Origin of the sequence: Acidovorax benzenivorans (assembly GCF_028680575.1) — a bacterium.
In the GTDB taxonomy this organism is placed as follows: domain Bacteria; phylum Pseudomonadota; class Gammaproteobacteria; order Burkholderiales; family Burkholderiaceae_C; genus Acidovorax; species Acidovorax benzenivorans.
The window spans coordinates 224,796-249,026 of sequence record NZ_JAPCKI010000007.1; the positions used below are offsets into that span (position 1 = coordinate 224,796).

A 24,231-nucleotide genomic window follows, 5' to 3' on the forward strand; every position below is an offset into this window, starting at 1 on the left:
CATGACAACGACACCCCCTTGGTTTGACGGCTTCACCACCCAGCGCATCACCACGTCGGGCGCGGAGATCTTTGTGCGCACCGGTGGCACCGTGGGCGCGCCACCCCTACTGTTGCTGCACGGCTTTCCGCAAACCCACGCGCTGTGGCACCGCGTGGCGCAGCAACTGGCGCGCGACTATTTTCTGGTCATGCCCGATTTGCGCGGCTATGGCGACTCGTCGCACGCGCCCGGCCAACCCGACCACAGCAATTACAGCAAACGCGCGATGGCGCAAGACATGGCCGAGGTGATGACCGCGCTGGGCCATGACCACTTCTACCTGTGCGGCCACGACCGGGGCGGCCGCGTAGCGCACCGCCTGGCGCTGGACCACGCCGCGCGCGTTCGCAAGCTGTGCGTGATCGACATCGCCCCTACGCTCGACATGTACGCGCGCACCGACATGGACTTTGCCCGCGCCTACTACCACTGGTTCCACCTGATCCAGCCCGCCCCACTGCCCGAGACCATGATCGGCGGCAACGCCCGCGCCTACCTGCACGCCAAGCTGGGCGGCTGGGGCAGCGCGGGCCTGGCCCACATCGAGCCCCAGGCCCTGGCCGATTACGAACGCTGCTTTTGCACGCCCGATGCCATCCACACCGCCTGCGAAGACTACCGCGCCAGCGCGGGCATCGACCTCACCCACGACCGCGAAAGCCGTGCGCGCGGTGACAAGATCGCCTGCGACACGTTGGTGATCTGGGGCGAGCACGGCGTGGTGCACCGGTTATTCGATCCGCTGGCGCTGTGGCAGGCGCAGTGTGCGGGCGTGGTGACGGGCCAGGCCGTGCCGGCGGGGCATTTCATCCCCGAACAATTGCCCGAAGCCACGGCCCACGCGCTGCGCGCTTTCATGCGCTGACACCTCCCACCCTCCATTTCCTTCACCTCGCCGGAAGCCTTCTTCATGCACCCTAACGCCCAAACCCTGCAACGCTTCTACACCGCCTTCGCGCAGCTGGACCACGCCACGATGGCCGCCTGCTACGCACCCGACGCCACGTTTGACGACGAGGCCTTTTCGCTCAAGGGCCGCGAGCAGGTGGCAGGCATGTGGCGCATGTTGTGCACCGCCACCAAAAAGCCTGGCGCCGCAGAGCACTGGAGGCTGGAGTTCAGCGGCATCGACGCCGATGCCCAGGGCGGCAAGGCGCACTGGGAGGCGCACTACCTCTTCAGCGCCACGGGGCGCAAGGTGCACAACATCATCGACGGCACCTTCACCTTCACGCCCGACGGGTTGATCGCCACGCACCGCGACCGCTTCAACTTCTGGAGTTGGTCGCGCCAGGCATTGGGCCTGCCAGGCGTACTGCTGGGCTGGTCGCCATCGCTCAAGCGCAAGGTGCGCAGCACGGCAGCGGGCAATCTGAAGAAGTTTTTGGCACAGGAAACGCGGCCCCTCTGACCCACACACCGGGCCTGCGAGACATGGTCAAGGCCGCATCTGCGATTCACTGCGCGTGAGCTTCAAGCCTTCTTGCGACGCACCGCATTGAATGCCGATGCCGCTATGGCCAGCAGCAGCGCCATGAGCCCCCATTCGCTCAGTGTCGGAACGGAGGCCGCGCTGGCGGCAAGCACATTGAGCGTGGCATTGGCGGCAGGGGCGCTGCCAGAACTGGAATTCAGGCCCGTAGTAACGTTGTTTTTGACACCCGGCGCTGTTGCGGTGACCTGAACAGAAAACGTGCAATTGGCCCCACCGGCCAACACCCCGCCGGCCAAGGCCACCGAGGAGGAACCCGGTGCGGCGGTCACCACGCTGCCGACCCCACAGTCGCCCACCAAACCGTTGGGGGTGGACACCACCAGGCCCGCCGGCAAATTGTCCGTGAACGTGATGTTGTTCGCAGCTGGCCCCAGCCGATTGATGGTGAACGCCAGCGAGGTGGAACTTCCGACCGAGACACTGGGCGCTCCAAACGCCTTGCTAAAAGTAAAGACAACGCCTGCTTGCGCACCTGTTGCCAACAAAGCGCCTGCACCAACCAACAGCGCGCCCATCCAACGAACTTTCGACATATCACCCTTAAAAAATACAAATTTTCTGAACGCTCAATCAAGCGAGTGGCGTTTGTACTTCAGGGTTTTGCAAATGTCTTGCAAAAAATGACCGCGTGCCCTCGGTCTTGAAGGGGAGGCCTCAGGGCAGCTTGCCAAAGGGTTGGATCAGGGCCCGCCAGAACCCGCCAGGCCGGGCATCGTTGTTGTTGTCGTTGGCCAGCCCCAAGTGCATGCCCTGATGGCCCAACGCTGGTTGCGCGCAGTATGTCCCCAGCAGGCGGTCCCACCAGGGGAACACCATTCCGAAGTTGCTGTTGCCCTCATCCATGCGTTGTGAATGGTGCACGCGGTGCATATCCGGGGTCACCATCACCCAACGCAGTCGCCGATCCCAGCGCAAAGGAATCGCAACATTGGCATGGCAAAACGCGGTGTGCACCAGCTGAAGCACCGCATACAACAACAAGGACACAAGAGGCATGCCCAGTGCCGCGCACAGCATCAGCGTCAGTGCCGCAAGTGCCACCATTTCCAGCGGATGGTGGCGCACACTGGTCGTCACATCGAACGCGGCATCCGCGTGATGCACCTGGTGCATTCGCCACAGAAGTGGAATGGCGTGCGAAGCACGATGCAGCACATACTGGATTGCATCCACCAGCAACACGCCGATGACGATCTTGGGAACATCGGGCAATGCTCCCCCGGCCAACCCGGTCCACCCCAAGGACACCCCAAGTCGCACCGCAGCGGTCTGCACGGGCTCGGCCACCCACCACATCAACAGACCACCCAGCGCATACAGCAACAGGTTGACCCTTCTCCGGCCTTGGTGGCTTTCGCCAGCCACACGGCGAGGCCAGAAGTGCTCTGTCAAAGCAAGAATGCCCAGGACCACTAAGAGCAATACGTACTGCCCCCATTCAAAGTGATCCATCACGGCCTGCATGAACTGCATCAGGTTTGTCTACCAAAAGAGGCCAAAGAGGCATCAAGCCCCGTGGCACTTCTTGTACTTCTTGCCGCTGCCGCAGTGGCAAGGGTCGTTGCGCCCCGGCTCGGGCGCCTTGCGCACCGTCTCCACGCGCGGGCCCATGCTCTTCCACAGTTGGCGCAGGTCGTACACGGCCCAGATGGCTTCGCCGAAGGCCTCGACGCGCGCCTGGCTGGTGCTGGGTGGGCCGTCTTCGTCGTACATGCAGACCTCGGGCTTGCCGGTGTCGTCTTCGGTCAGGGCAACGATGCGGTCCAGCGCGTCGTCCAGCCACTTGGCGGCTTCCTTGTCGCGCGGGGCGGCCCAGTCTTCGGGCCAGTTTTCGACCGCAAACATGAAACCTAGCGCCCAGACCTGGCTGAAGGATGGAATCTCCTGGCCTTCCATCTCGGCGCGCTCTGCTTCAGGCAGGCTGGCCACGGCGCCACGCATGTCCATGGCTTCGGGCTGGAAGGTGCGGTCGTCGTCCAGCGTCTTCACGTCGGTGTCGAGCTGGGTCACGATCTCGGCCCAGCGGCGGTCCCACAGCTCCAGAAAACGCGCCTGCTGGGCGGCGTCGGCAAACGCTGGCAGCACGGGCAGCGGCGCGCCTTCGGCCACATCCAGCTCGGCACCATCGCCCAGCAGCATGGGCAGGTACTCGGCCGGGGCGATGGGGCGGCGGCTGCAGATCAGCGCGGTCATGAAACCGTCGCAAAACTCCCACTGCGGGATTTCCTCGCCGCGCGAGCGCAGGTCGTCGAGGATGTTGTCGATCTCTTCCAGCTCCTCCGGGCCCAGCGCAGCGGCGGGGGAGGCCGTGGGGTCAAGATCGTCAGTGGCAGGGGTGGGCGATGTGGGTTCGGTCATGTGGGCTCCGGTCGTCAAGGGAGAAAGCGGGGGGTTGGGCGGCAAAGTTTTACTTTTATGATGCGCAGGCCGTGTGCCATAGCCCTGTCGCGGTGCAGGTGTAGCGACAGCGCCGCCACCAACTCCGCAGGCCGACGCTGCGCAAAGCGTACTGCTCACCACCCGGCAACCCGATAAAAAGGCGGCCAGTGTAGCCCTCTCGCACCACCGCCCAGAACCAGGACCCCCATGCTCCACCAACTGAACTCCCTGTACCCGGTGCGCTACACGGCCTTTGCACTGTGCGTTTTCGGGTTGCTGCTGTCCCTGTTTGCGCTGGTGGCCTTTCAAGTGAGGCTGCCCGTGGTGCTGGTGTTTGCGGCCCTGGTGGCCCTGGGTGTGTACGACCTGCAGCAGTCACGCCACGCCATATTGCGCAACTACCCGGTCATCGGCCACATCCGCTTCATGCTCGAATACGTGCGGCCCGAGGTGCGCCAGTATTTCATCGAGAGCGACAGCGAGGCCGCGCCGTTCTCGCGTGCGCAGCGCTCACTGGTGTACCAGCGCGCCAAGGGCGACCCGGACAACCGCCCCTTTGGCACGCACCTGGATGTGGGGGCGCACGGCTACGAGTGGGTGAACCACTCGCTCGCGCCTACACAGCTGCCGTCGCACGACTTTCGCGTGTGGATCGGGGGCAACCCCGATGCCCCCTCGCCGTCCGTGTCGCCCTGCACCCAGCCCTACCACGCCAGCGTGTTCAACATCTCGGCCATGAGCTTTGGTGCGCTGTCGGCCAATGCCATCCTGGCGCTCAACCAGGGCGCCCAAAAAGGCGGCTTTGCGCACGACACGGGCGAGGGCAGCATCAGCCAGCACCACCGGGTGCACGGCGGCGATTTGATCTGGGAGATCGGCTCGGGCTACTTCGGCTGCCGCAACCCCGACGGCACGTTCAGCGAAGAGCGTTTTGCCGCCAACGCCACCGAGCCCCAGGTCAAGATGATCGAGCTGAAGCTCAGCCAGGGAGCCAAGCCCGGCCACGGCGGCGTGCTGCCCGGCGCCAAGGTGACGGCCGAGATCGCCGCTGCGCGCGGCGTGAAGGAGGGCGAGTCCTGCATCTCGCCCGCCAGCCACAGCGCCTTCAGCAACCCGGTGGAGATGATGCAATTCATCGCGCGGCTGCGCACGCTGTCGGGCGGCAAACCCACCGGTTTCAAATTCTGCCTGGGCCACCCGTGGGAGTGGTTTGGCATCGTCAAGGCCATGTTGGTCACGGGTATCACGCCCGACTTCATCGTGGTGGATGGTGCCGAGGGCGGCACGGGCGCTGCGCCGGTGGAATTCACCGACCACGTGGGCGCGCCGCTGCAAGAGGGCCTGCTGCTGGTGCACAACACCCTGGTGGGCGTGAACCTGCGCGACCGCGTACGCATTGGCTGCGCGGGCAAGGTCATCAGCGCCTTCGACATCGCCCGCATGATGGCACTGGGCGCGGACTGGTGCAACGCGGGGCGCGGCTTCATGATGGCGCTGGGCTGCATCCAGGCGCAAAACTGCCACACCGGCCACTGCCCCACCGGCGTGACCACGCAAGACCCCCTGCGCCAGCAGGCCCTGGTGGTACCCGACAAGGCCACGCGCGTGACGCAGTTCCACCGCAGCACGCTGCATGCGCTGCAAGAGCTGGTACAGGCCGCCGGGCTGCGCCACCCCAAGGACATCACAGCCCACCACATCGTGCGCCGCATCAGCGACACCGAGGTGCGCCTGCTCTCCAACCTCATCACCCGCATGTTGCCGGGCGCACTGCTGGGCACGCTGGACGCGCAGCACAACGTGTTCCGTCTGTACTGGCCCCTGGCCAGCGCCCACAGCTTTCAGGCCAGCGAGCCCACACTGGAGCCATCCATTCCCCACCACGTCGAGTTGGTGCACGCCGCAGCCGTCGGCACCGCTGCTGCGGTGGCAGGGGACGCCGCCGTATGACTTTGACGATGGACAGCACCACCACCACCACCCCGGACTACGCCGCCTTTTTGCAGCAGCAGCTGGCCACCCAGCCCCACAACGTGATGGCCCATGTGCTGGGCAACGAACAGATCTGGATCAAGCGTGCCGGCGCGCCCCATGGCACAGGCCGCTACCGTGCCATGGCCGTGCTGGCGGGGCTGTTGCGCCTCGACGCATTGCGCCCCGTGCCCAACCCCGGCGGCCCCACCGCCATCGCCACCGAGGTGCAGCGCCTCAAGGACCTGGCCGCCCGTGGCATCCGCGTGCCCGCGGTGCTGGCCGCGTTGCCGAATGGTTTTGCCATGCGCCACCTGGGCCACACGGGAGAAGAGATCCATTCGCTGGGCAACGAGATCGACCACGCCGTGCAGGCGGGCGACACGGCCACCGTGCTGGCGCTGTGGCAGCAGGGGCTGGACACCTTGGCCCAGGTGCACCGCCAGGGCACCTGCCTGAGCCAGGCGTTTGCGCGCAACCTGGTGCGCTGCCCCGATGGCGAGGTGGCCTGCATCGACTTTGAAGACGACCCTGCCGCCGTGCTTCCCCTGGCGGTGTGCCATGTGCGCGATGCGCTGTGTTACGCGCACTCCACCGCCATTTATCTGCATGCCAGTGGCACGCTGGGCGAGGGGCGTGAGCGCTGGGCGGCGTGGGTGGCGCAGGGCAGCGCCGAGATGCGAGAGGTGCTGGCGACCAGCATTCGCAGGATGGGATGGATGCGACGCCTGCCAACAAGCCGCAGGCTGGGGCGGGATTTGCAGCGGGTGCGGGCGGCGTATGACTTGCTGGCCTGAGGCCAGATCAGCCAGTAGTTCGAGTTAACCGCAGACGTAGCCGACAGACCGCGCTCCAACGAGAAAACGTCGGATTTCGCTGCGCTACCCCAACCTACGCGAGCCACAGCCAGGCAGCAATCCCCAAGCAGCCAATCGAGAGCACCACAAAAACCCAGTAGAGGCCGGGAATGCCCCCCACTGCAGTGATTTCGTTCGACTGCGCGCCTTCCTGCTCGGCACGCGACAAAGGATCCACACCAACAGCCCGATCGGAAGATGGCGGCACCGCCCAGACTTGGTGGCCGGATGTTCGGTTGAACTGATGCGCGTCGAAGGCGAGGTACGCAAAAAAGCCGGAGAGGACAAGAAAACCCAATGGCCCCATACCGATCCTCAGAGTGACAGCCAGATCAAAGCGGGGTCATCCCACTGCGTCAGCGACGCAAGCCCCTTCCAGCACCAGCTCCGTCGCCACATCCGCCCCCAAGCTCACCAACCGCTTGCGCATACAAATCACCGCCTTGTCTTTGCTCAGCAAGATCGCCCGGTGTGCTGCCGCCAGGTCGATGAACTTCTGGTCGTCCGCGTCCTTGCACACGTAGGCCACCTTGGGCGCAATCTCCACCCGCTGCACCTGCGCATCAAACGCGGCCAGCACCTGGGCAGCGTCCACACGGTAGTAGTTCATGCGCTCCACGATGTGCGGATAGGCCAGCACGCGCTCCAGCTCGTCGCGCATGACTTGGGTGGCGATCCATGACAGGCGCCCCTGGGCCAGCAGCGTGCGCAGCGGCGCGGTGCGCGGGTCGCTGAAGATCAGCAGGTCCAGCGCCACGTTGGTGTCCACCACCACGGGGCGTGCGGGCTCGCCCGCCGGTGCCTCGGCGGGCAGGCGCAGTTCGACCTTCATGGTGCGCCGTTGCCGGGGTTTTGCGCGGCGGGTGGCTTGGCGGCGCGCTCACGCACCGCACCCTTGATCATGTCGAAGCGGAACATGCGGCATTCGATGGGGCCGTTCCACATCGGTACGCGGCGCGATTCTTTCAGGCGCATCTTGCCGGGCAGCTTGAGGTCGGGGGTGAGCATCCAGGCCGTCCAGCCGCTGTAGTTTTTCTTCCAGTGCGTGGCGAGCTGGCTGAAGAACTCGCCACCGTCTTCGGTCTGCGCTTCCTCGCGGCCCACGGCCAGGCCCTGGGCGCGGTCGGCGGCGCGCTCGCTGGCGTTGCGGCCTGCAGTGCCGGCTGCGGCAATGCGCTCGCCGTAGGGCGGGTTCAGCAACATCACGCCGGGCGGATCGCACGGCGGCATACGCTGCAGAGCGTCGCCGCCGCGCAGCTGCACGGCCTCGGCCACGCCCGCGCGCTCGGCGTTGCGCTGCGCAAAATCGACCATACGGAAGGCGACATCACTGCCAAAAATGGGTACAGCGCTTGTCTGTATTGCGCTTTCAGCTTCGTTTTTAATAGCACTCCAGACATGCGCCTGGAAGGGCAGCAGTTTCTCGAACGCAAAGCGACGCAGCATGCCCGCCGGGATGCGGCAGGCGATCTGCGCGGCCTCGACCACGATGGTGCCGCTGCCGCAGCAGGGGTCGTACAGCGGCTGGGGGTTGTCGCCGTGCGGGTCCCAGCCGCTCGCTGCAATCATGGCTGCGGCCAGGGTTTCCTTGAGCGGCGCGTCGCCCTTGTCCTCGCGCCAGCCGCGCTTGAACAGCGGCTCGCCACTGGTGTCGATGTAGATCGTGGCTTCGTCGGTGGTCAGGTGCAGGTGAATGCGCACGTCGGGCCACTGGGTGTTCACATCAGGTCGCACGCCGCTCTTGGCGCGGAAACGGTCGGCCACGGCGTCCTTGACCTTGAGGCCCGCGAAGTTCAGGCTCTGCAGCGGGCTGTGCTGGGCCGTCACTTCGACCTTGAAGGTCTGGCGCGTGGTGAACCAGATCTCCCAGGCCACCTCGCTGGCCATGGCATAGAGGTCGTTCTCAGACCGGTACGGGCGGTGCGCCAGCTGCACCAGAACGCGCTGGGCCAGGCGGCTGTGCAGGTTGAGCTGCATGGCCTGGCGCCATGAGGCGCGCAGCAGCACGCCGCCCCGGCCCACCAGCAGGTCTTGCCCCGTGAGGCCGGTGATGCCGTACACCTCGTCGGCCAGAAAGCCCTCGACGCCCGCGGCGCAGGGGAGAAAAAGTTGGAGTTGGTTCATGTCGATGGGGAGGATACGCGCTCGGACAATGCATGGGAATCCGGCGTGCCTGCGCGGGCCAGCAGCAGCTGGCGGATGGAGTCTGGGATAGCCGCCACCTTGCGGTCGGCCTTGCCGATGAAGACGATGCCGATCTTGCCGCGCGCCACCTCACGGCCCGTGGCCTTCTCGGTCATGCAAAAAACCAAGTCAAAACCGTAGCGATTGAAGTCCGCAGGCGCCATCTCCACGCGCATGGTTTCGCCGTGGAAGCCTTCGGACTTGTACTGCGCCACGATGTCGCCCACCACGATGGACAGGCCGCCCACATCCGCCTCGGGGTAGCCCAGCGACTGGAAAAAGCGCACGCGCGCCTCAGACACCAGGCTGAGCAACTGCGCGTTGTCCAGATGCCCGCCCTGGTTCACGTGGCTGATGTAGATCTGCAACTCGGTGGCAAAGCCGAAGTGCGCGGGGAGGTCGAAGACGATGCGGGCCATGGTGGGTCAGGAAAATCAATGCAATGGCAGGCCGTGGATCCATCCACCCAGGGCACTGCGGCCGGGGAAATCAGGCTAAAGCGCCTTGCGCAAATTCGCTGGCGCGATCTTGAGCGCCTCGCGGTACTTGGCCACGGTGCGGCGGGCGCATTCAATGCCCTGCTCCTTGAGCATCTCGGCGATCTGGCTGTCGGACAGCGGCTTGGCCGGGTTTTCGGCGGACACGAACTGCTTGATGAGCGCGCGAACGGCGGTGCTCGATGCGTTGCCGCCGGTCTCGGTGCCCAGACCCGAGCCGAAGAAATACTTGAGCTCGTAGGTACCAATCGGCGTGGCCATGTACTTGGCCGTGGTCACGCGGCTGATGGTGGACTCGTGCAGGCCCAGCTCGTCGGCAATGTCGCGCAGCACCAGCGGGCGCATGGCCAGCTCGCCGTGGGTGAAGAAGTTCTTTTGCCGTTCGACGATGGCACGCGAGACGCGCAGGATGGTGTCAAACCGCTGCTGGATGTTCTTGATGAACCAGCGCGCCTCCTGCAGGCGCTGCTGCATGCCCTGGTGGCCCTCGCCGCCCTTGTGGCCGCGCAGCGCGCCCGCGTAGATGTCGTGCACGCGCAGGCGGGGCATGACATCGGGGTTGAGACTGACGATGAAATTGTGCTGGCCATCGCGCCCGTTGGCGCGCCCGGCTTTGCGCACGATGACGTCGGGGATGATGATGTTGCGCTCTACGTCGGCAAAACGGCGGCCGGGGCGAGGCTCCAGCCGGGCGATCAGGGCCATGGCGGCGCGGGTGCGCTCTTCTCCGGCCACACCGCCTTCGCTGCACAGCTGCGTCAGGCGGCGGATGTCGCGGCGGGCCAGCATCTCCAGCGGCTGCTGGCAGATGCGCAGCGCGGTCAACACGGTCTCGGGGTCGGCGTCGCTGTCCTCATCGGCCGCCAGGGCGGTCAACTGCAGCGTCAGGCATTCGGCGAGGTTGCGGGCGCCCACGCCCACGGGCTCCAGGCTTTGCAGCAGGCGCTGGGCCACGGTGAAGCGGTGGACCAGTTCTTCAATCTGCTCCAGGTCATCGGGCCCGGCCAGGCTGATGGCCAGCTCTTGGAGCGGCTCTTCCAGGTAGCCATCGTCATTCAGCGATTCGATGAGAAAACGAAGCGCGGCCGTGTCAACTTCAGACAGCCGCAGCGACAGCGCCTGCCGGTGCAAAAAGGCGGTGAGCGATTCGTGCGAACGGGCCAGCTCGGTGGCGTCGGCCTCGTCGCCTTCCGCATCGTTGCGGGTGCGTGCTGGGGCGTCGCCACCCCACTCGGCGTCGTTGGGCGCCATCTCGACGGTGCCGTCGCCGCTCCAGTCGGGTTCGTCAGAACCTCCACTGGGGATTTCAGCGTCGTTTTGGCTCTCAGCGCTAGTGCTACTTGCGGTAGTAGCTCCCGAAAACATAGCATCATCAGCACTGTAGTCGTCTGCCTGTGCGGGCGTATCGGCGGCTTCCAGGCCAAACTCCTCGCGCGGCGCTTCGTCGGCATTGCGTTCGAGGAACGGGTTTTCGTCGAGCATCTGCTCGACTTCCTGCGAGAGTTCGAGCGTGGACAACTGCAGCAGCCGGATGGATTGCTGAAGCTGGGGGGTCAATGCAAGATGCTGCGAGATGCGCAGCGACAGTCCAGGCTTCATCACATCCTGAAGTGTTCGCCGAGGTACACGCGGCGTACTTCGGCGTTGTCCACGATCTCGGAGGGCGTGCCCTGCGCCAGCACGCGGCCGTCGCTGATGATGAAGGCGTGGTCGCAGATACCCAGCGTCTCGCGCACGTTGTGGTCGGTGATGAGCACACCAATACCGCGTGCCTTGAGGAAGCCGATGATGCGCTGGATCTCGATCACAGCAATGGGGTCGATGCCGGCGAAGGGTTCGTCCAGCAGGATGAAACGTGGCTGGGTGGCCAGGGCGCGGGCGATCTCGACGCGGCGGCGTTCACCACCCGACAGGGCCAGGGCGGGCGAGGCACGCAGGTGGTCCACGCGCAGCTCTTGCAACAGGGCCGTCAGGCGCTCTTCGATGGCGTCGCGCGACAGGGGCTGGCCATCGTCGGCGCGCTGCAGTTCCAGCACGGCACGCACGTTTTCTTCGACGGTGAGCTTGCGGAAGATGGAAGCCTCTTGCGGCAGGTATGACAGCCCCAGGCGTGAGCGGCGGTGGATGGGCATGTGGGCCACCGATTGACCGTCGATGCGGATGTCCCCCTCGTCGCTGCGCACCAGGCCCACGATCATGTAGAACGAGGTGGTCTTGCCCGCGCCGTTGGGGCCGAGCAGCCCCACGACTTCGCCTTTTTGCACCACCAGCGACACATCCTTGACGACCTTGCGGCTGCCATAGGATTTGGCCAGATGCTGCACCTCCAGGCGGCTACCCGCCTGGGTGTCAGGACTGGAACTCACGGCGGACCCGCTCACTTGGCGCCGCCGCCAAGGCTGTTGCTGGGGCGCAGCGCCGGTGCGGGCGCGTCAGGCGCTGGGGCCGGGGCCGTCGCGCCAGGCGGCGGGTCTTTGGGCGCCAGCACGGCGCGCACGCGGCCACCGGGCGCGGGGGTGTCGCCCGCTGCAGCCGAAGACGCAGGAGCCTTCTGGCCGTCCACCGTGAACACATCGGTGAGGTTGTTGTAAACGATCACGGCGCCGGTGATCTCGTCGTTCAGCATCGACCCACGGTATCGGCGCAGTTCGGCGCGGGTGATGAAGCGCACATTGTCGGCCTTGCCGTCGTACTCGATGACTTCGCTCTCGCCTTCGATGAACTCGTCCGGCGCCCCAGGCAGGGTATCGCGCTTCTGGCGGAAAAACGCCCGTTTGCCCGCCTCGGCCGTGACCACGCCGTATTGGTAGCCGTCGGCGTCCTGGCGCACATCCAGCCGCGCGCCGCGCAACACGATGGTGCCTTTGGTCATCACCACGCGGCCCGAGAACACACTGGTCTGCTTGAGTTCATCGTGGCGCAGGGCGTCGGCCTCGATGTTCATGGGCTTGGCACGGTCGGCCTTTTCGGCGTGTGCCATGCCCGCAAAGCCGGTCAGGGCGGCGAGCACAAGGAGGGGAAGTAGGCGGTGGGTCATAGGGCACGAATCTTGCAATGATTGTAGCCACCCGATGGTACCCAACTCGAAAAAAAGCCCGCGTCAGCGGGCCTTTGGGACAAAGGCCGACAGAGTCGGCACCTCGTCAGGCTTTGCGCGCCGTGGACGCCAGGTATTCGACCACTTGCAGCACCGTCTGCATGCTGCCAGCCATGGTGCCGTCGGTGTAGAACTTGCCCGCCACACCCATGGACGGCACGCCTTCGACGCCATACGAGTCTTGCAACTGCGAGGCGCGACGCACCTGGTTGGCCACGCCGAAGGAGCTGTAGACCTCCTTGAACTTGGCGGCGTCCACACCCTGCTGGGTCACCCAGGCCAGGATTTCGTCGTCCTTGGCGAGCTTGGCCTTTTCCACATGGACGGCGCGGAAGACTTTGGCGTGCAGGGCATCGAGCTTGCCCATGCCTTCAAGCGTGTAGTACAGCTTTTGCTGGGGCACAAAGCTGGCGTTGAACGCCACGGGCACGCGGCGGATGGAGAGGTCCTTGGGCGCGGCTTTGACCCAGGCGTCCAGCGTGGGCTCAAAGGCGTTGCAGTGGGGGCAGCTGTACCAGAAGAACTCGATCACATCGACCTTGCCAGCAGGGGCATCGGGGGCGACGGGCTTGTCCAGCCGCTTGAAGTCCTTGCCCTCCTTGAACTGGCGGGCTTGCGCCATGGCGGGGTTGGCCACTGGCAGCGTCAGGGCAGAAGCGGCAACCGCCGAGGCGGCGGACAAAGAAAACTCACGGCGTTTCATGACAAAGACTCTCCTGGTTCAGGTATGCGGGATGTGAGACATCCCTTTACAAAAAGTTCAGCCCAGGCGTTGGCGCCGTTTTGACAGGCTCATCAACGCTGTACACGCACCAGCGCCGACTCCAGCCCGGCGCCATCGAGTTTTTCTTTCAGCACCTCGGCGTCGTCGCGCTTGGAGAAGGGGCCGATGCGCACCCTGAAGACCGCCCGGCCATTTTGCTCACGCTCGCTCACGCGGGCCTCCCAGCCCAGCATGGCCAGCTTGGCGCGCTGGGCGTCAGCGTCGGCCTGGGTGCGGAACGCGCCCGCCTGCACAAAGTAGTCAAACGGGTCCACACTGCCCTTGGCAGCCGCCTTGGCCACGGCCAAGTCGCCCAGAGGGTCGGCGCCCGGCTTGCTCTCGGCCTTGGCTTCGGCTTTGGCGTCTGGCTTGCTCGCGGCGGGCTTGGCCGCAGAGGCAGCAGCGCGCACCTCGGGAGCGGGTGCCACTGCAGGAGCCGATGCCGCCGCCACCGGTGGCGCGGCAGGACGGGCCGGGTTCTTGCCATACAGCGGCGAGTTCGGGTCCCAGTTCTTGTTCTTCTGGGATTCGGCGGCATCCAGATCGGCGCCGCGGCCGTTGCCCTTGTTCAGGAAGGGCACCGGCACCTTGGTCACATACACGGCCACGGCCAGCGCCGCGCCCAAGCCCACGATAACCCCGACGATGAAGCCGACAATGGTCCCGCCCGTCTGTTGCTTTTTCATATCTGTAGTGATTGCTTACATTCTGGCTGGAGCCGACACGCCCAGCACGGCCAAGCCATTGTGCAATACCTGCGCGGTGGCAGCGACCAGCGCCAGGCGCGCCTTCTTCACCGCCTCGTCATCCACCAGGATGCGCTCGGCATCGTAATAGCTGTGGTAGCTGGCGGCCAGGTCGCGCAGGTAGAAGGTCACATCGTGCGGCGCCTCACCGTCGGCGGCAGCGGTCAGCATCTCGGGGTACTTGGCCAGTTGCAGCATCAACGCCTGGGCCTGTGGGCCCTCCAGCGCCGACAGGTCCACGTCTTTGAGCAATGCCACATCGCCGCCGCCCGCCGCCTGCACAGACTCTTGCCAGGCGCGCAGCACTGAGCAAATGCGCGCATGTGCGTACTGCACGTAGTACACCGGGTTGTCGTTGTTCTGGGCCACAGCCAGGTCCACGTCAAAGGTGTATTCGGTGTCGGGCTTGCGGCTGAGCAGGAAGAAGCGCACCGCGTCCTTGCTCGTCCATTCAATCAGGTCGCGCAGCGTGACATAGCTGCCCGCGCGCTTGCTGATTTTGACCTCTTCACCGCCCTTGACCACGCGCACCATGGTGTGCAGCACGTAGTCGGGGTAGCCCTGCGGGATGCCCACATCGGCCGCCTGCAGGCCAGCGCGCACCCGGGCGATGGTGCCGTGGTGGTCCGTGCCCTGGATGTTGACGACCTTGGTGAATCCACGCTCCCACTTGGCGATGTGATAGGCCACGTCGGGCACAAAGTAGGTGAAGGTGCCGTCCTGCTTGCGCATGACGCGGTCTTTGTCGTCTCCGTAGTCAGTGCTCTTGAGCCACAGCGCGCCGTCTTGCTCGTAGGTCTTGCCATTGGCCACCAGCTTGTTCACCGTGGCCTCGACGCGGCCGCTGGTGTACAGGCTGGATTCGAGGTAGTACTCGTCAAAGTGCAGGTTGAACGCCTGCAGGTCTTTGTCCTGCTCGTTGCGCAGGTAGGCCACGGCGAACTGGCGGATGTTGTCGTAGTCCTCCACATCGCCATTGGCCGTGAACTCGCGGTCATCGGCCTTGACGGTGGCCTTGGCCTTGAAGGCCTCGGCAATGTCGGCGATGTAGTCGCCGTTGTAGAAGTTCTTGGCCAGCGGGTTGTCGCTGTCGGTGGGCCAGCAGTCGTCACCGGGCTTGAAGCCCTTGGCGCGCAGTTGCGTGCTTTTGGTCAGCGTATCGATCTGCACGCCCGCGTCGTTGTAATAAAACTCGCGGTGCACCTTCCAGCCCTGGGTAGCAAACAGGTTGCAAATGGCATCGCCCAGCGCCGCCTGGCGGCCGTGGCCCACATGCAGCGGGCCGGTGGGGTTGGCTGACACGAACTCGACCAGCACCTGCTGGCCCTGTTCCTCCGATCGCTTGGCTTGGTAGCCAAAGCGCTCGCCCGCAGCCAGCACCTCGCGCACGATTTCCTGCTTGGCGGCGGGTTGGAGGCGGATGTTCAGGAAGCCGGGGCCCGCGATTTCGATGGCGGACACCCAGCGCTGAAAAGCGGGCGTGGCCTCCAGCGCAGCCTTGAGCTGTTCGCCCAATGCACGGGGATTGAGCTTGAGCGGCTTGGCCAGCTGCATGGCGGCCGTGCAGGCAAAGTCGCCATGGGCCGCCACCTTGGGAGATTCAAATGCCGCCTTGGCGCCAGCGCCGGGGGACAGGACTTCCAGCTCGGCTGCAAGCGCAGCGAGCAATTCATTTTTGGCTGTGAGCATCGGCGGATTTTACGGGGCCAGGCCGGAGCGCAGGCCAAGCACATCGCCAACGCCGCCCAAGCAGCCCTTCGCAGCCTGCGCGCAACAGATCGTAAAGAATCATGTCCAGGTCTGCAGCGTGTCAGCCCGGTCTCCGCGGCATACGTTGTAATCGGGCAATCTGACGCAGGTTGCGTCAGATGCCACCCTCTACTGGAGCCCCTATGAAAAAGCTTCTCTCCCTGACAGCCCTGAGCCTGGTCCTTTCGTTCAGCGCAGCCCACGCTGCCGACGCCCCTGCAGCCGGAGCCAAGGCCGCCACGCCAGCCACGGCAGCAGCCCCCGCCACGCCAGCCACCCCGGCAACGCCTGCTGCACCGGCTGCGGCACCCACCAAGCAGCAGACCCGCATGGCCACCTGCAATGCGGACGCGGCAGACAAGAAGGGTGACGAGCGCAAGGCCTTCATGAAGACCTGCTTGAGCAACAAGCCAGCGACCCAGCAAGACAAGATGAAGACTTGCAACGCCGACGCCAAGACCAAGACCCTCAAGGGCGACGAACGCAAGGCCTTCATGAGCGATTGCCTGAAGAAGTAAGTTCACTTCACGCACGAGGCCCCGCCACTGGGGCTCCGGCAAAAAAGAAAAGCCCGCCGGCAACGCGCCTGGCGGGCTTTTCTTTGTGGGGTACTGGCGCTTACCAGCCGCGCGCCCAAAACACCGCAATCACTGCCACCACGGGCAGCACGTGCGACTGGATCATCACCAGGCGGCGCACCTTGGCCACCTCTTGCGCTGCGGGCAGTGCCCCTGTGTGGCGCAGGTTCTTGCGCCAGCGGCGAAACGCGGCCGAAGGCACAAACGACAACAAGACCATGGCCAGCACGATGGTGATCTTGATATGGAACAGGGGCTGCGACAGGTACCACGACGCACCCTTGACGCCCCAGATCAACCGGGCCAGGCCGCTGCCAATCATCACCGCCCCAGCCACACCGTAGATCACATCCAGCCGCGCCAGGCGCTCGATCACGGCGGCGTTGAGCCATTCAATGCGGCACAGCGCGGCCTGGCTGGACAAAAAAACCACAAAGGTCAGGATGGCCAGAAGGTGAAATGCGGCCAGGATGGCTTCGAGGGTCATGGTGAGGATTCCTTGTAGTGCCCCAGGCTTCTGAGCAGCGCAGAGCGCTCCCAGTGCAGTCGGGCAGGGCCGCCATTGTGCTTGATGGCGCGGCCTCGACACGCCCCACCAAAAAGCGGCGCGGGCCCGAAAGCCCGCGCCGCAGGGAGCGTTATCCCGCAAGAACCGGCGAGATCAGGCCACGGTGCGGGTTACAGCACCCACGGGCACATCAACCGACACCACAGGCGCCGAGGCCGCAGGCACCGCGAGCGGCAACGGATGGCCATTCATTGCCGCGTCCAGGCGCTCATAGTCCAGCGCGTTTTCCCAGCGCGACACCACCACGGTGGCCACGGCATTGCCGATGAAGTTGGTCAGCGAGCGGCATTCGCTCATGAAGCGGTCCACGCCCAGGATCAGCGCCATACCGGCCACCGGCACTTCGGGCACTACGGCCAGGGTGGCGGCCAGGGTGATGAAGCCCGCGCCCGTCACGCCCGCCGCGCCCTTGGACGACAGCATCGCCACCAGCAGCAGTGCCACCTGGTGGCCCAGCGTCAGCTCGGTGTTGGTGGCCTGGGCGATGAACAGCGCGGCCAGCGTCATGTAGATGTTGGTGCCGTCCAGGTTGAAGGAATAGCCAGTGGGTACCACCAGGCCCACCACCGACTTGCTGCAACCGGCCTTTTCCATCTTCTCCATCAGCGACGGCAGGGCGGACTCGGACGACGAGGTGCCCAGCACCAGCATCAGCTCAGCCTTGAGGTAGCGGCACAGCTTGAGCACCGAAAAGCCGCACAGCCGGGCCACAAAGCCCAGGATCACCACCACAAACAGCAGCGAGGTGAGGTAGAACGAGCCCACCAGCCACGCCAGGTTGACCAGAGAGCCCAGGCCGAACTTGCCGATGGTGAAGGCCATGGCGCCAAACGCACCGATGGGCGCAGCCTTCATCACAATGCCGACTACCTTGAACACGGGGGTCGTGAGCGCGTCCAAAAAGTGCAGCACCGGGCGGCCAGCGTCACCCACCATGGCCAGGCCAATGCCGAACAGCACGGCCACCAGCAGCACCTGCAGGATGTTGTCGCCCACGAACGGGCTCACCAGTGTCTTGGGGATAACGTCCAGCGCAAAGCCGGTGAGCGTCATCTCGTGCGATTTGGCCACGTAACCCTTCACAGCCGTCTGGTCCAGGTCAGCGGGGTTGATGTTCATGCCCGCACCGGGCTGCACCACGTTGGCCACCACCAGGCCGACGACCAGCGCCAGCGTGGAGAAGAACAGAAAGTACGCCATGGCCTTGCCAAACACGCGGCCCACGGTGGAGAGCTGCGACATGCCCGCGATGCCCGTCACGATGGTCAGGAAGATCACCGGGGCGATGATCATCTTGACCAGCTTGATGAACGCGTCGCCCAGGGGCTTGAGAGCCTCGCCATAGGACGGCTCAAAATGACCCAGCAGCACGCCCAGGACAATGGCGAACACCACCTGAAAGTACAGTTGCCGATAGAAAGGCAGCTTCAAGGTCGAGGCTGCTGGAGCGGAATGGTTGTGCATGGAACGGGTCTCCTGGGGTCACGGGGCTGCACCACCGGGGTGCCTCCGGCGCGCGTTAAGGGTGCCGTTTGTACCGCTGCACTTTGTTTCAGCCGATAACCTATTGGTATTAGTCGCAAGCGGCCTCATAGGAGAACGCATGCGCAAAATCAGGGTAACTACTTAGTCCCCAGCCTGGTGCGGCACACTTCACTCGCACCAAATTGGCCTTGTTGCCGAGTCACAACCCCGCTTGTTTGCCATGCCCACGCTCCGCCTTCGCCAGTTCTGGACGCTGCTCATCCTGCTTGCAGGCACGGCGGCCAGCATGTTCGCGGCCGGTCAGTGGGCCTGGCACCGGTCTTTGCTGGACGAAAGCGAGAGCGTGCAGCGCCAGCTGGCCCTGTATGGCCAGACGCTGGCCCAGCGCATCGACCGCTACCGCACCCTGCCCGAGGTGCTGGCGCTGGACGCGCAGTTGCAAAGCGCACTGCAACGCCCCCTGCGCCCGGACGAGGTAGCGCAGCTCAACCGCAAGCTGGAGCAGGCCAACGGCGCCAGCCAGTCGTCCACCCTCACCCTGCTCAACCGCGACGGCCTGGCCGTGGCCGCCAGCAACTGGCGCACGGCCACCAGCAATGTGGGCGTGGACTACAGCTTTCGCCCCTATGTGCAGCAAGCGCTGGCCCAAGGGCGCGGCAGCTTCTACGGCATTGGCGTGACCACGGGCGAGCCGGGCTACTTCCTGTCGCAGGCCATCCGCGACGACAGCGGCCACATCCTGGGGCTGGTGGCCATCAAGATTGCGCTGCAGGAGCTGGAGCGCGAATGGCTGCAGACGCCCGACATCGTGCTCGCGTCGGACGCACATGGCGTGGTCTTTCTGGCCAGCCAGGACGCCTGGCGCTACCGCCTGCTGGAGCCGCTGGACGACGAAGAGCGCCGCGAGCTGAACGCCACCCGTCAATACTCCGACCAGCCCCTGCGCCCCCTGGACCTGCGGGTAGACGACCACATGGACAACGGCGGCCGCCTCGTGCACTTGCTGCCATCACCCGACATGCCCACCCTGCCCGGACGCGTACTGTGGCAAACCCAGCCGCTGCCCGGCACCCCCTGGCAACTGCACCTGGTGCATACCACCCACAGCAGCCTGGCCGACAGCCGCTGGGCCGCCGCAGCCGGGGGCGGCGGCTGGCTGGCCCTGTCGCTGCTGGTGCTGTTTGTGCGCCAGCGCCAGCGACTGGCCCGCCTGCGCCAGCGCAGCCGCCAAGAGCTGGAGACCGTGCTGCAGCAACACGCGCAAGAGCTGCGCACCGCGCAGGACGGCATCGTGCAGGCGGCGCAGCAAGCAGACATGGGGTTGAGCCGCAGCCTGGAACACCTGCCCCAGGGCGTGGTCATCATCGACGCCGACCTGAAGCTGGTGGCCTGGAACTCACGCTACGTACAGCTGTTTCGCTACCCATCCGACCTGATGCAGGTGGGCCGCCCCATCGAAGACCTGATGCGCCACAACGCACGCCGGGGCCTGCTGGGACCGGGCCCGGTAGAAGAGGCCATTGAACGCCGCCTGACCCACCTGCGCAGCGGTACCCCCCACCTGCACGAAAGCGCCAAGGACGACGGCACGGTGCTGGAGATCCGGGGCAACCCGCTGCCCGAGGGCGGCTTTGTGACCAGCTACGCCGACATCACCAGCTACAAAAACGCCGCGCGCGAGCTGCGATCGCTGGCCGACGCGCTGGAGCAGCGCGTGGCCGACCGCACGCGCGACCTGGACGCCGCGCGGCGCGAGGCCGAGCAGGCCAACCGCTCCAAGACCCGCTTTGTGGCCGCCGCCGTGCACGACCTGCTGCAGCCCCTGAACGCCGCGCGCATGTTCACCTCGCTGCTGCGCAGCCATCTGCCAGGCGACGCCGAACGGCACGCCGTGGACAGCATCGACGGCGCCCTGGCTGCGCAGGACGCCATCCTCAACAGCCTGCTCGACATCTCGCGCATGGAATCGGGCCAGTTCGATGTGCACATCCATGACGTGGCGCTGGGCCCGCTGCTGCAGGTGCTGGGCCACAACTTCGGCGTGCTGGCCGAAAGCCAAGGCCTGAAGCTGCGCTGCGTGCCCACACGCGCCGTGGTGCGCACCGACGAAAACCTGCTGCGCCGCATCCTGCAGAACTTTGTCTCCAACGCCATCCGCTACAGCCGACGCGGGCGCATCGTGGTGGGCTGCAGGCGGGTAAAGCGCCCGCAAGGCGACCACCTGCGCATCGAGGTGCACGACCAAGGCCCCGGCATCCCCGAGGCGCTACAGCGCGAGATCTTTGAAGAATTCCGCCGCCTCGACGAAGGCCGCGCAGACGACCGGGGCGCAGGCCTGGGCCTGGCCATCGTCGAGCGCCTGGGCCGACTGCTGGGGCATGAGATCGGCCTGCGCTCGCAACTGGGGCGCGGCAGCGTGTTCTGGGTGTGTGTGCCGCTGGGCAACCCCGCCGCCGCGCAGCAAACCGCCGCCCCAGCCACCGCCCAGCAGCCCACCGACGACGCGCCCCTGCAAGGCAGCAGCGCCTGGGTGATCGATGACGACGGCCCCACCTGCGCCGCCACACGGGCCCTGCTGCAGCGCTGGGGCTGCGCGGTGCCGCTGGCCGGTGGCGCGCCCGAGGCCCTGGCCGCCGCCCTGCCCGGCCAGGCGCCACAACTGGTGCTGCTGGACGTGCACCTGGGCGCAGGCCACCACGGCCCCGACGTCTTTGCACAACTGAGCCAGCGCTGGGGCCAGACGCCCGCCGTGATCTTGGTCACCGCCGAACGCGACGCCACCCTGCGCCGCCAGGCCGCCGAGCGCGGCTGGGGCTTTCTGGCCAAGCCAGTGCGCGCGCCTGCTCTGCGCGCACTGGTCAGCCAGACGCTGCTGCGCTGGCGCGAACAAGCCTGATCACGCGCCGCCCCACGCAGCCATCCACATCAAAATTGATAGCTACTTACGCTTTACAGATGGGCACCACAGCCCATTTCCACCCTTAAAACCCTGTCATCCTGCTCGGCAACGGCCCCACCTCCTCAGCCGCCCATGTCCCCAGTTCTGAGGACATACAACCCACCGCGATTCCGGTAGCTTTGGCGCGCCAGCCCCACGGGGGCACAGAAACACAAGGAGAAGCGACAGCATGATGGCCAAGACAGCAGCCAGGGCAGCCATGCCATCCACCGGGTCCGCTCCCAGCGCCCACAACACCCTGGGCCGCCATCTGGCCCGTGCCTGGCTGCTGGGCCTGGCCCTGGTGGTGACCGCCTGCGGTGGCGGCGGCGGTGGCGATGCCCCACCACCCGTGGATACGCCCACCTTTCGCGTGGGCGGCCAGCTCGCTGGCCTGGGCGTGGGCAAGACCGTGGTTGTTGCCGATGCCAGCGGGCCCAGCGCCAGCCTGAGCGCCAACGGCAGCTACAGCCTGCAACTGCCCGCTGGCACCGCCTACAGCCTGCGCATTGCCGCCCAGCCCGTGGGCCAGACCTGCACCATCACCAACGGCAGCGGCACCGTGAGTGCCGATATCAACAGTGTGAGCGTGGCCTGCCTGGACAACGAGGTGCCCGCCGACGCCCGCACCCTGGGGGGCAGTGTGGCGGGACTGGGAGTGGGTAAGACGGTGGTGCTGCAGCTGAGCGCTGAGGGCGCCACGCAGGAAGCCAGCCTGAATGCCGATGGCCCGTTTGTGTTCGCCCAGCCGGTGGCCGGGGCCTACCGCATCACCGTGCGCAGCCAGCCGCTGAACCAGACCTGCACCGTCACGGGCGGCGAGGGCACCGTGGCAGCAGGGGCCACGCTGCCTGCGCTCAGCATCACTTGCGCGGCCACGGCCTTCCGGCTCTCGGGCACCGTGAGCGGCAACATCGGCGTGGTGGCGCTGCGCAACACGGCCAATGGCGACACGGTCACCGTGGTGGACAACGGGGCCTTCCGCTTTGCCCAGCCGGTGCTGGCGGGTACGCCGTATGCCGTCACCGTGTTCGACAGCAGTGCGGGCCAGTCCTGCAGCGTGGGTGGTGGCTCGGGCTTTGCCATGGCCGATGTGACGCAGATTACCGTGACCTGCGTGGTCGATGCACCGCCGCCGCCACCGGTGGTGGCCATCCCGGCCATCCCCACGCTCACGCTGGCGTATGACGTGAAGACCTTCAAGCTCAGCTGGGCCGCCATCCCTGCCCCGGCAGGGGGCGGGGCCATCACCTACCGCGTGACCGAAGACCCCGATGGCGCGGGGCCCACGGCAGCCACGCAGATTGCCACGGGCATCACCGCCACCAGCTACGACCGGCCCGTCACCGGCCTGCTGCACACCCGGCTGAACGCCACCTACCGTGTGCAGGCGTGCAACAGCGCAGGGTGCAGCCCGCTGTCGACAGCGCAGGCGGTGAATGTGACGCAGGCCATTGGGTACTTCAAGGCCAGCAATACCGGGGTGAATGACCGGTTTGGCATCAGCGTGGCCCTGTCGGGCGACGGCAATACCCTGGCGGTGGGGGCCTCCTCAGAAGGCAGCAGCGCCACCGGCATCAACGGCGACCAGGCGGACAACTCGGCCAGCAACTCCGGCGCTGTGTATGTGTTCACCAAGAGCGGCAGCACCTGGAGCCAGCAGGCCTATGTGAAGGCCAGCAATACCGAGGCGAATGACGGCTTTGGCGCCAGCGTGGCCCTGTCGGGCGACGGCAATACCCTGGCGGTGGGGACGACCTATGAGGACAGCAACGCCACCGGCATCAACGGCAACCAGGCGGACAACTCGGCCACCGAAGCAGGCGCCGTCTACGTGTTCACCCGCAGTGGCAGCACCTGGAGCCAACAGGCCTATGTGAAGGCCAGCAATACCGGGGCGGGTGACTTGTTTGGCGTCAGCGTGGCCCTGTCGGGCGATGGCAATACCCTGGCGGTGGGGGCCTACTTTGAAGACAGCAACGCCACCGGCATCAACGGCAACCAGGCGGACAACTCGGCCAGCAGCGCAGGCGCCGTCTACGTGTTCACCAAGAGTGGCAGCACCTGGAGCCAGCAGGCCTATGTGAAGGCCAGCAATACCGAGGCGAATGACGGCTTTGGCGCCAGCGTGGCCCTGTCGGGCGACGGCAATACCCTGGCGGTGGGGGCCTACACAGAAGACAGCAACGCCACCGGCATTGACGGCAACCAGGCGAACAACTCGGTTTTCGGCGCAGGCGCCGTCTACGTGTTCACCAAGAGCGGCAGCACCTGGAGCCAGCAGGCCTATGTGAAGGCCAGCAATACCGAGGCGAATGACTACTTTGGCATCAACGTGGCCCTGTCGGGCGATGGCAATACCCTTGCGGTGGGGGCCTACGGAGAAGGCAGCAACGCCACCGGCATCAACAGCAACCAGGCGGACAACTCGGCCAGCGAATCAGGCGCCGTCTACGTGTTCACCAAGAGTGGCAGCACCTGGAGCCAGCAGGCCTATGTGAAGGCCAGCAATACCGGGGCGGGTGACACCTTTGGCTACCGCGTGGCCCTGTCGGGCGATGGCAACACCCTGGCGGTGGGGGCCTTCGGAGAAAACAGCAGCGCCACCAGCATCAACGGCGACCAGGCGGACAACTCGGCCACCGACGCAGGCGCCGTCTACGTGTTCACCAAGAGTGGCAGCACCTGGAGCCAGCAGGCCTATGTGAAGGCCAGCAATGCCGGGGCGGGTGACCAGTTTGGCCTCAGCGTGGCCCTGTCGGGCGACGGCAATACCCTGGCGGTGGGGACCCCCGGAGAAGACAGCAACGCCACCGGCATCAACAGCAACCAGGCGGACAACTCGGCCAACTACGTGGGCGCTGTGTATGTGTACTGACGCC

Annotated in this window: 22 protein-coding genes; 7 read left to right on the top strand and 15 right to left on the bottom strand. The window is 65.8% G+C overall.

What is annotated here, in order from left to right; translation table 11 throughout:
• The first annotated feature begins 1 nt into the window (after position 1).
• Both OIN59_RS14830 and OIN59_RS14835 read left to right on the top strand, forming a co-directional pair.
• Entirely contained in the window at positions 2-907 is a 906-nt protein-coding gene (locus tag OIN59_RS14830) for an alpha/beta fold hydrolase (protein ID WP_274111607.1), read from the top strand.
• A 45-nt stretch (positions 908-952) separates the two neighbouring features.
• Positions 953-1,453 (top strand): nuclear transport factor 2 family protein, encoded by a 501-nt coding sequence (locus OIN59_RS14835; RefSeq protein ID WP_274111608.1) that lies wholly within the window; start codon positions 953-955, stop codon positions 1,451-1,453.
• 62 nt (positions 1,454-1,515) lie between these two features.
• Here OIN59_RS14835 and OIN59_RS14840 read toward each other — a convergent pair whose 3' ends face one another.
• The 3 genes from OIN59_RS14840 to OIN59_RS14850 all read right to left on the bottom strand — a co-directional run bounded on the left by OIN59_RS14840 (position 1,516) and on the right by OIN59_RS14850 (position 3,895).
• Entirely contained in the window at positions 1,516-2,070 is a 555-nt protein-coding gene (locus tag OIN59_RS14840; protein ID WP_274111610.1) for an IPTL-CTERM sorting domain-containing protein, read from the bottom strand.
• Between the two features lie 121 nt (positions 2,071-2,191).
• Positions 2,192-3,010, bottom strand: coding sequence for a sterol desaturase family protein (locus OIN59_RS14845; protein ID WP_274111611.1), 819 nt, complete (start codon positions 3,008-3,010; stop codon positions 2,192-2,194).
• Between the two features lie 33 nt (positions 3,011-3,043).
• Positions 3,044-3,895: a UPF0149 family protein gene (locus OIN59_RS14850; RefSeq protein WP_274111613.1), complete on the bottom strand. Its 852-nt coding sequence runs from the start codon at positions 3,893-3,895 to the stop codon at positions 3,044-3,046.
• A 228-nt stretch (positions 3,896-4,123) separates the two neighbouring features.
• Here OIN59_RS14850 and OIN59_RS14855 point away from each other — a divergent pair, with 228 nt between their 5' ends.
• Positions 4,124-5,866: an FMN-binding glutamate synthase family protein gene (locus OIN59_RS14855; protein ID WP_274111615.1), complete on the top strand. Its 1,743-nt coding sequence runs from the start codon at positions 4,124-4,126 to the stop codon at positions 5,864-5,866.
• Positions 5,863-6,684 (top strand): BUD32 family EKC/KEOPS complex subunit, encoded by an 822-nt coding sequence (locus OIN59_RS14860; protein ID WP_274111617.1) that lies wholly within the window; start codon positions 5,863-5,865, stop codon positions 6,682-6,684. The genes OIN59_RS14855 and OIN59_RS14860 overlap by 4 nt, the downstream gene beginning before the upstream one ends.
• 94 nt (positions 6,685-6,778) lie before the next feature.
• Here OIN59_RS14860 and OIN59_RS14865 read toward each other — a convergent pair whose 3' ends face one another.
• The 10 genes from OIN59_RS14865 to argS form a co-directional block, all read right to left on the bottom strand.
• Positions 6,779-7,051 carry a hypothetical protein gene (locus OIN59_RS14865; protein WP_274111619.1) on the bottom strand — a complete coding sequence of 91 codons (273 nt, stop codon included), beginning with the start codon at positions 7,049-7,051 and terminating at the stop codon, positions 6,779-6,781.
• Positions 7,052-7,087: 36 nt separating this feature from the next.
• The gene (locus OIN59_RS14870) at positions 7,088-7,576 is read right to left on the bottom strand and encodes a putative toxin-antitoxin system toxin component, PIN family (protein ID WP_274111620.1); all 489 of its coding nucleotides are present in this window, start codon (positions 7,574-7,576) and stop codon (positions 7,088-7,090) included.
• Positions 7,573-8,868: a THUMP domain-containing class I SAM-dependent RNA methyltransferase gene (locus OIN59_RS14875; RefSeq protein WP_274111621.1), complete on the bottom strand. Its 1,296-nt coding sequence runs from the start codon at positions 8,866-8,868 to the stop codon at positions 7,573-7,575. Before OIN59_RS14875 ends, OIN59_RS14870 begins: the two co-directional genes overlap by 4 nt.
• On the bottom strand, positions 8,865-9,347 hold the full coding sequence (locus tag OIN59_RS14880; protein WP_274111622.1) for an acyl-CoA thioesterase: 483 nt from the start codon (positions 9,345-9,347) through the stop codon (positions 8,865-8,867). Before OIN59_RS14880 ends, OIN59_RS14875 begins: the two co-directional genes overlap by 4 nt.
• A 75-nt stretch (positions 9,348-9,422) precedes the next feature.
• Positions 9,423-11,024, bottom strand: a complete 1,602-nt coding sequence (locus tag OIN59_RS14885) for an RNA polymerase factor sigma-54 (protein ID WP_274111623.1) — start codon at positions 11,022-11,024, stop codon at positions 9,423-9,425.
• The gene (gene lptB, locus OIN59_RS14890) at positions 11,024-11,791 is read right to left on the bottom strand and encodes an LPS export ABC transporter ATP-binding protein (RefSeq protein ID WP_407655103.1); all 768 of its coding nucleotides are present in this window, start codon (positions 11,789-11,791) and stop codon (positions 11,024-11,026) included. Before lptB ends, OIN59_RS14885 begins: the two co-directional genes overlap by 1 nt.
• A gap of 11 nt (positions 11,792-11,802) precedes the next feature.
• Positions 11,803-12,462, bottom strand: a complete 660-nt coding sequence (lptA, locus tag OIN59_RS14895; RefSeq protein ID WP_274111627.1) for a lipopolysaccharide transport periplasmic protein LptA — start codon at positions 12,460-12,462, stop codon at positions 11,803-11,805.
• Positions 12,463-12,568: 106 nt separating this feature from the next.
• Complete coding sequence (locus OIN59_RS14900) at positions 12,569-13,225, bottom strand: thiol:disulfide interchange protein DsbA/DsbL (RefSeq protein ID WP_274111629.1); 657 nt, start codon at positions 13,223-13,225, stop codon at positions 12,569-12,571.
• A gap of 92 nt (positions 13,226-13,317) precedes the next feature.
• On the bottom strand, positions 13,318-13,971 hold the full coding sequence (locus tag OIN59_RS14905) for an SPOR domain-containing protein (RefSeq protein WP_274111631.1): 654 nt from the start codon (positions 13,969-13,971) through the stop codon (positions 13,318-13,320).
• A 15-nt stretch (positions 13,972-13,986) separates the two neighbouring features.
• Positions 13,987-15,720 (bottom strand): arginine--tRNA ligase, encoded by a 1,734-nt coding sequence (argS, locus tag OIN59_RS14910; RefSeq protein WP_274111633.1) that lies wholly within the window; start codon positions 15,718-15,720, stop codon positions 13,987-13,989.
• Between the two features lie 203 nt (positions 15,721-15,923).
• Between argS and OIN59_RS14915 the strand changes: the two genes are divergently transcribed.
• Positions 15,924-16,298: a PsiF family protein gene (locus OIN59_RS14915; RefSeq protein ID WP_274111635.1), complete on the top strand. Its 375-nt coding sequence runs from the start codon at positions 15,924-15,926 to the stop codon at positions 16,296-16,298.
• A 100-nt stretch (positions 16,299-16,398) separates the two neighbouring features.
• Here OIN59_RS14915 and OIN59_RS14920 read toward each other — a convergent pair whose 3' ends face one another.
• Positions 16,399-16,845, bottom strand: a complete 447-nt coding sequence (locus OIN59_RS14920; protein WP_274111637.1) for a DUF2214 family protein — start codon at positions 16,843-16,845, stop codon at positions 16,399-16,401.
• A 174-nt stretch (positions 16,846-17,019) separates the two neighbouring features.
• Positions 17,020-18,390: a dicarboxylate/amino acid:cation symporter gene (locus OIN59_RS14925; RefSeq protein WP_274111639.1), complete on the bottom strand. Its 1,371-nt coding sequence runs from the start codon at positions 18,388-18,390 to the stop codon at positions 17,020-17,022.
• Positions 18,391-18,631: 241 nt separating this feature from the next.
• Between OIN59_RS14925 and OIN59_RS14930 the strand changes: the two genes are divergently transcribed.
• Entirely contained in the window at positions 18,632-21,307 is a 2,676-nt protein-coding gene (locus OIN59_RS14930) for a hybrid sensor histidine kinase/response regulator (RefSeq protein WP_274111641.1), read from the top strand.
• A gap of 232 nt (positions 21,308-21,539) precedes the next feature.
• Positions 21,540-24,227, top strand: a complete 2,688-nt coding sequence (locus OIN59_RS14935) for a beta strand repeat-containing protein (protein ID WP_274111643.1) — start codon at positions 21,540-21,542, stop codon at positions 24,225-24,227.
• The last annotated feature ends 4 nt before the right edge of the window (positions 24,228-24,231 follow it).

What these genes read in the sequence shown, in the direction of transcription:
- OIN59_RS14920 (WP_274111637.1), bottom strand. Translation starts at nt 16,845, where the DNA reads ATGACCCTCGAAGCCATCCTGGCCGCATTTCACCTTCTGGCCATCCTG.
- OIN59_RS14930 (WP_274111641.1), top strand. Translation starts at nt 18,632, where the DNA reads ATGCCCACGCTCCGCCTTCGCCAGTTCTGGACGCTGCTCATCCTGCTT.
- OIN59_RS14835 (WP_274111608.1), top strand. Translation starts at nt 953, where the DNA reads ATGCACCCTAACGCCCAAACCCTGCAACGCTTCTACACCGCCTTCGCG.
- lptA (WP_274111627.1), bottom strand. Translation starts at nt 12,462, where the DNA reads ATGACCCACCGCCTACTTCCCCTCCTTGTGCTCGCCGCCCTGACCGGC.
- OIN59_RS14840 (WP_274111610.1), bottom strand. Translation starts at nt 2,070, where the DNA reads ATGTCGAAAGTTCGTTGGATGGGCGCGCTGTTGGTTGGTGCAGGCGCT.
- OIN59_RS14865 (WP_274111619.1), bottom strand. Translation starts at nt 7,051, where the DNA reads ATGGGGCCATTGGGTTTTCTTGTCCTCTCCGGCTTTTTTGCGTACCTC.
- OIN59_RS14905 (WP_274111631.1), bottom strand. Translation starts at nt 13,971, where the DNA reads ATGAAAAAGCAACAGACGGGCGGGACCATTGTCGGCTTCATCGTCGGG.
- OIN59_RS14915 (WP_274111635.1), top strand. Translation starts at nt 15,924, where the DNA reads ATGAAAAAGCTTCTCTCCCTGACAGCCCTGAGCCTGGTCCTTTCGTTC.
- OIN59_RS14850 (WP_274111613.1), bottom strand. Translation starts at nt 3,895, where the DNA reads ATGACCGAACCCACATCGCCCACCCCTGCCACTGACGATCTTGACCCC.
- OIN59_RS14830 (WP_274111607.1), top strand. Translation starts at nt 2, where the DNA reads ATGACAACGACACCCCCTTGGTTTGACGGCTTCACCACCCAGCGCATC.
- OIN59_RS14855 (WP_274111615.1), top strand. Translation starts at nt 4,124, where the DNA reads ATGCTCCACCAACTGAACTCCCTGTACCCGGTGCGCTACACGGCCTTT.
- OIN59_RS14845 (WP_274111611.1), bottom strand. Translation starts at nt 3,010, where the DNA reads ATGCAGTTCATGCAGGCCGTGATGGATCACTTTGAATGGGGGCAGTAC.
- argS (WP_274111633.1), bottom strand. Translation starts at nt 15,720, where the DNA reads ATGCTCACAGCCAAAAATGAATTGCTCGCTGCGCTTGCAGCCGAGCTG.
- OIN59_RS14870 (WP_274111620.1), bottom strand. Translation starts at nt 7,576, where the DNA reads ATGAAGGTCGAACTGCGCCTGCCCGCCGAGGCACCGGCGGGCGAGCCC.
- OIN59_RS14935 (WP_274111643.1), top strand. Translation starts at nt 21,540, where the DNA reads ATGATGGCCAAGACAGCAGCCAGGGCAGCCATGCCATCCACCGGGTCC.
- OIN59_RS14925 (WP_274111639.1), bottom strand. Translation starts at nt 18,390, where the DNA reads ATGCACAACCATTCCGCTCCAGCAGCCTCGACCTTGAAGCTGCCTTTC.
- OIN59_RS14900 (WP_274111629.1), bottom strand. Translation starts at nt 13,225, where the DNA reads ATGAAACGCCGTGAGTTTTCTTTGTCCGCCGCCTCGGCGGTTGCCGCT.
- OIN59_RS14875 (WP_274111621.1), bottom strand. Translation starts at nt 8,868, where the DNA reads ATGAACCAACTCCAACTTTTTCTCCCCTGCGCCGCGGGCGTCGAGGGC.
- OIN59_RS14880 (WP_274111622.1), bottom strand. Translation starts at nt 9,347, where the DNA reads ATGGCCCGCATCGTCTTCGACCTCCCCGCGCACTTCGGCTTTGCCACC.
- OIN59_RS14860 (WP_274111617.1), top strand. Translation starts at nt 5,863, where the DNA reads ATGACTTTGACGATGGACAGCACCACCACCACCACCCCGGACTACGCC.
- OIN59_RS14885 (WP_274111623.1), bottom strand. Translation starts at nt 11,024, where the DNA reads ATGAAGCCTGGACTGTCGCTGCGCATCTCGCAGCATCTTGCATTGACC.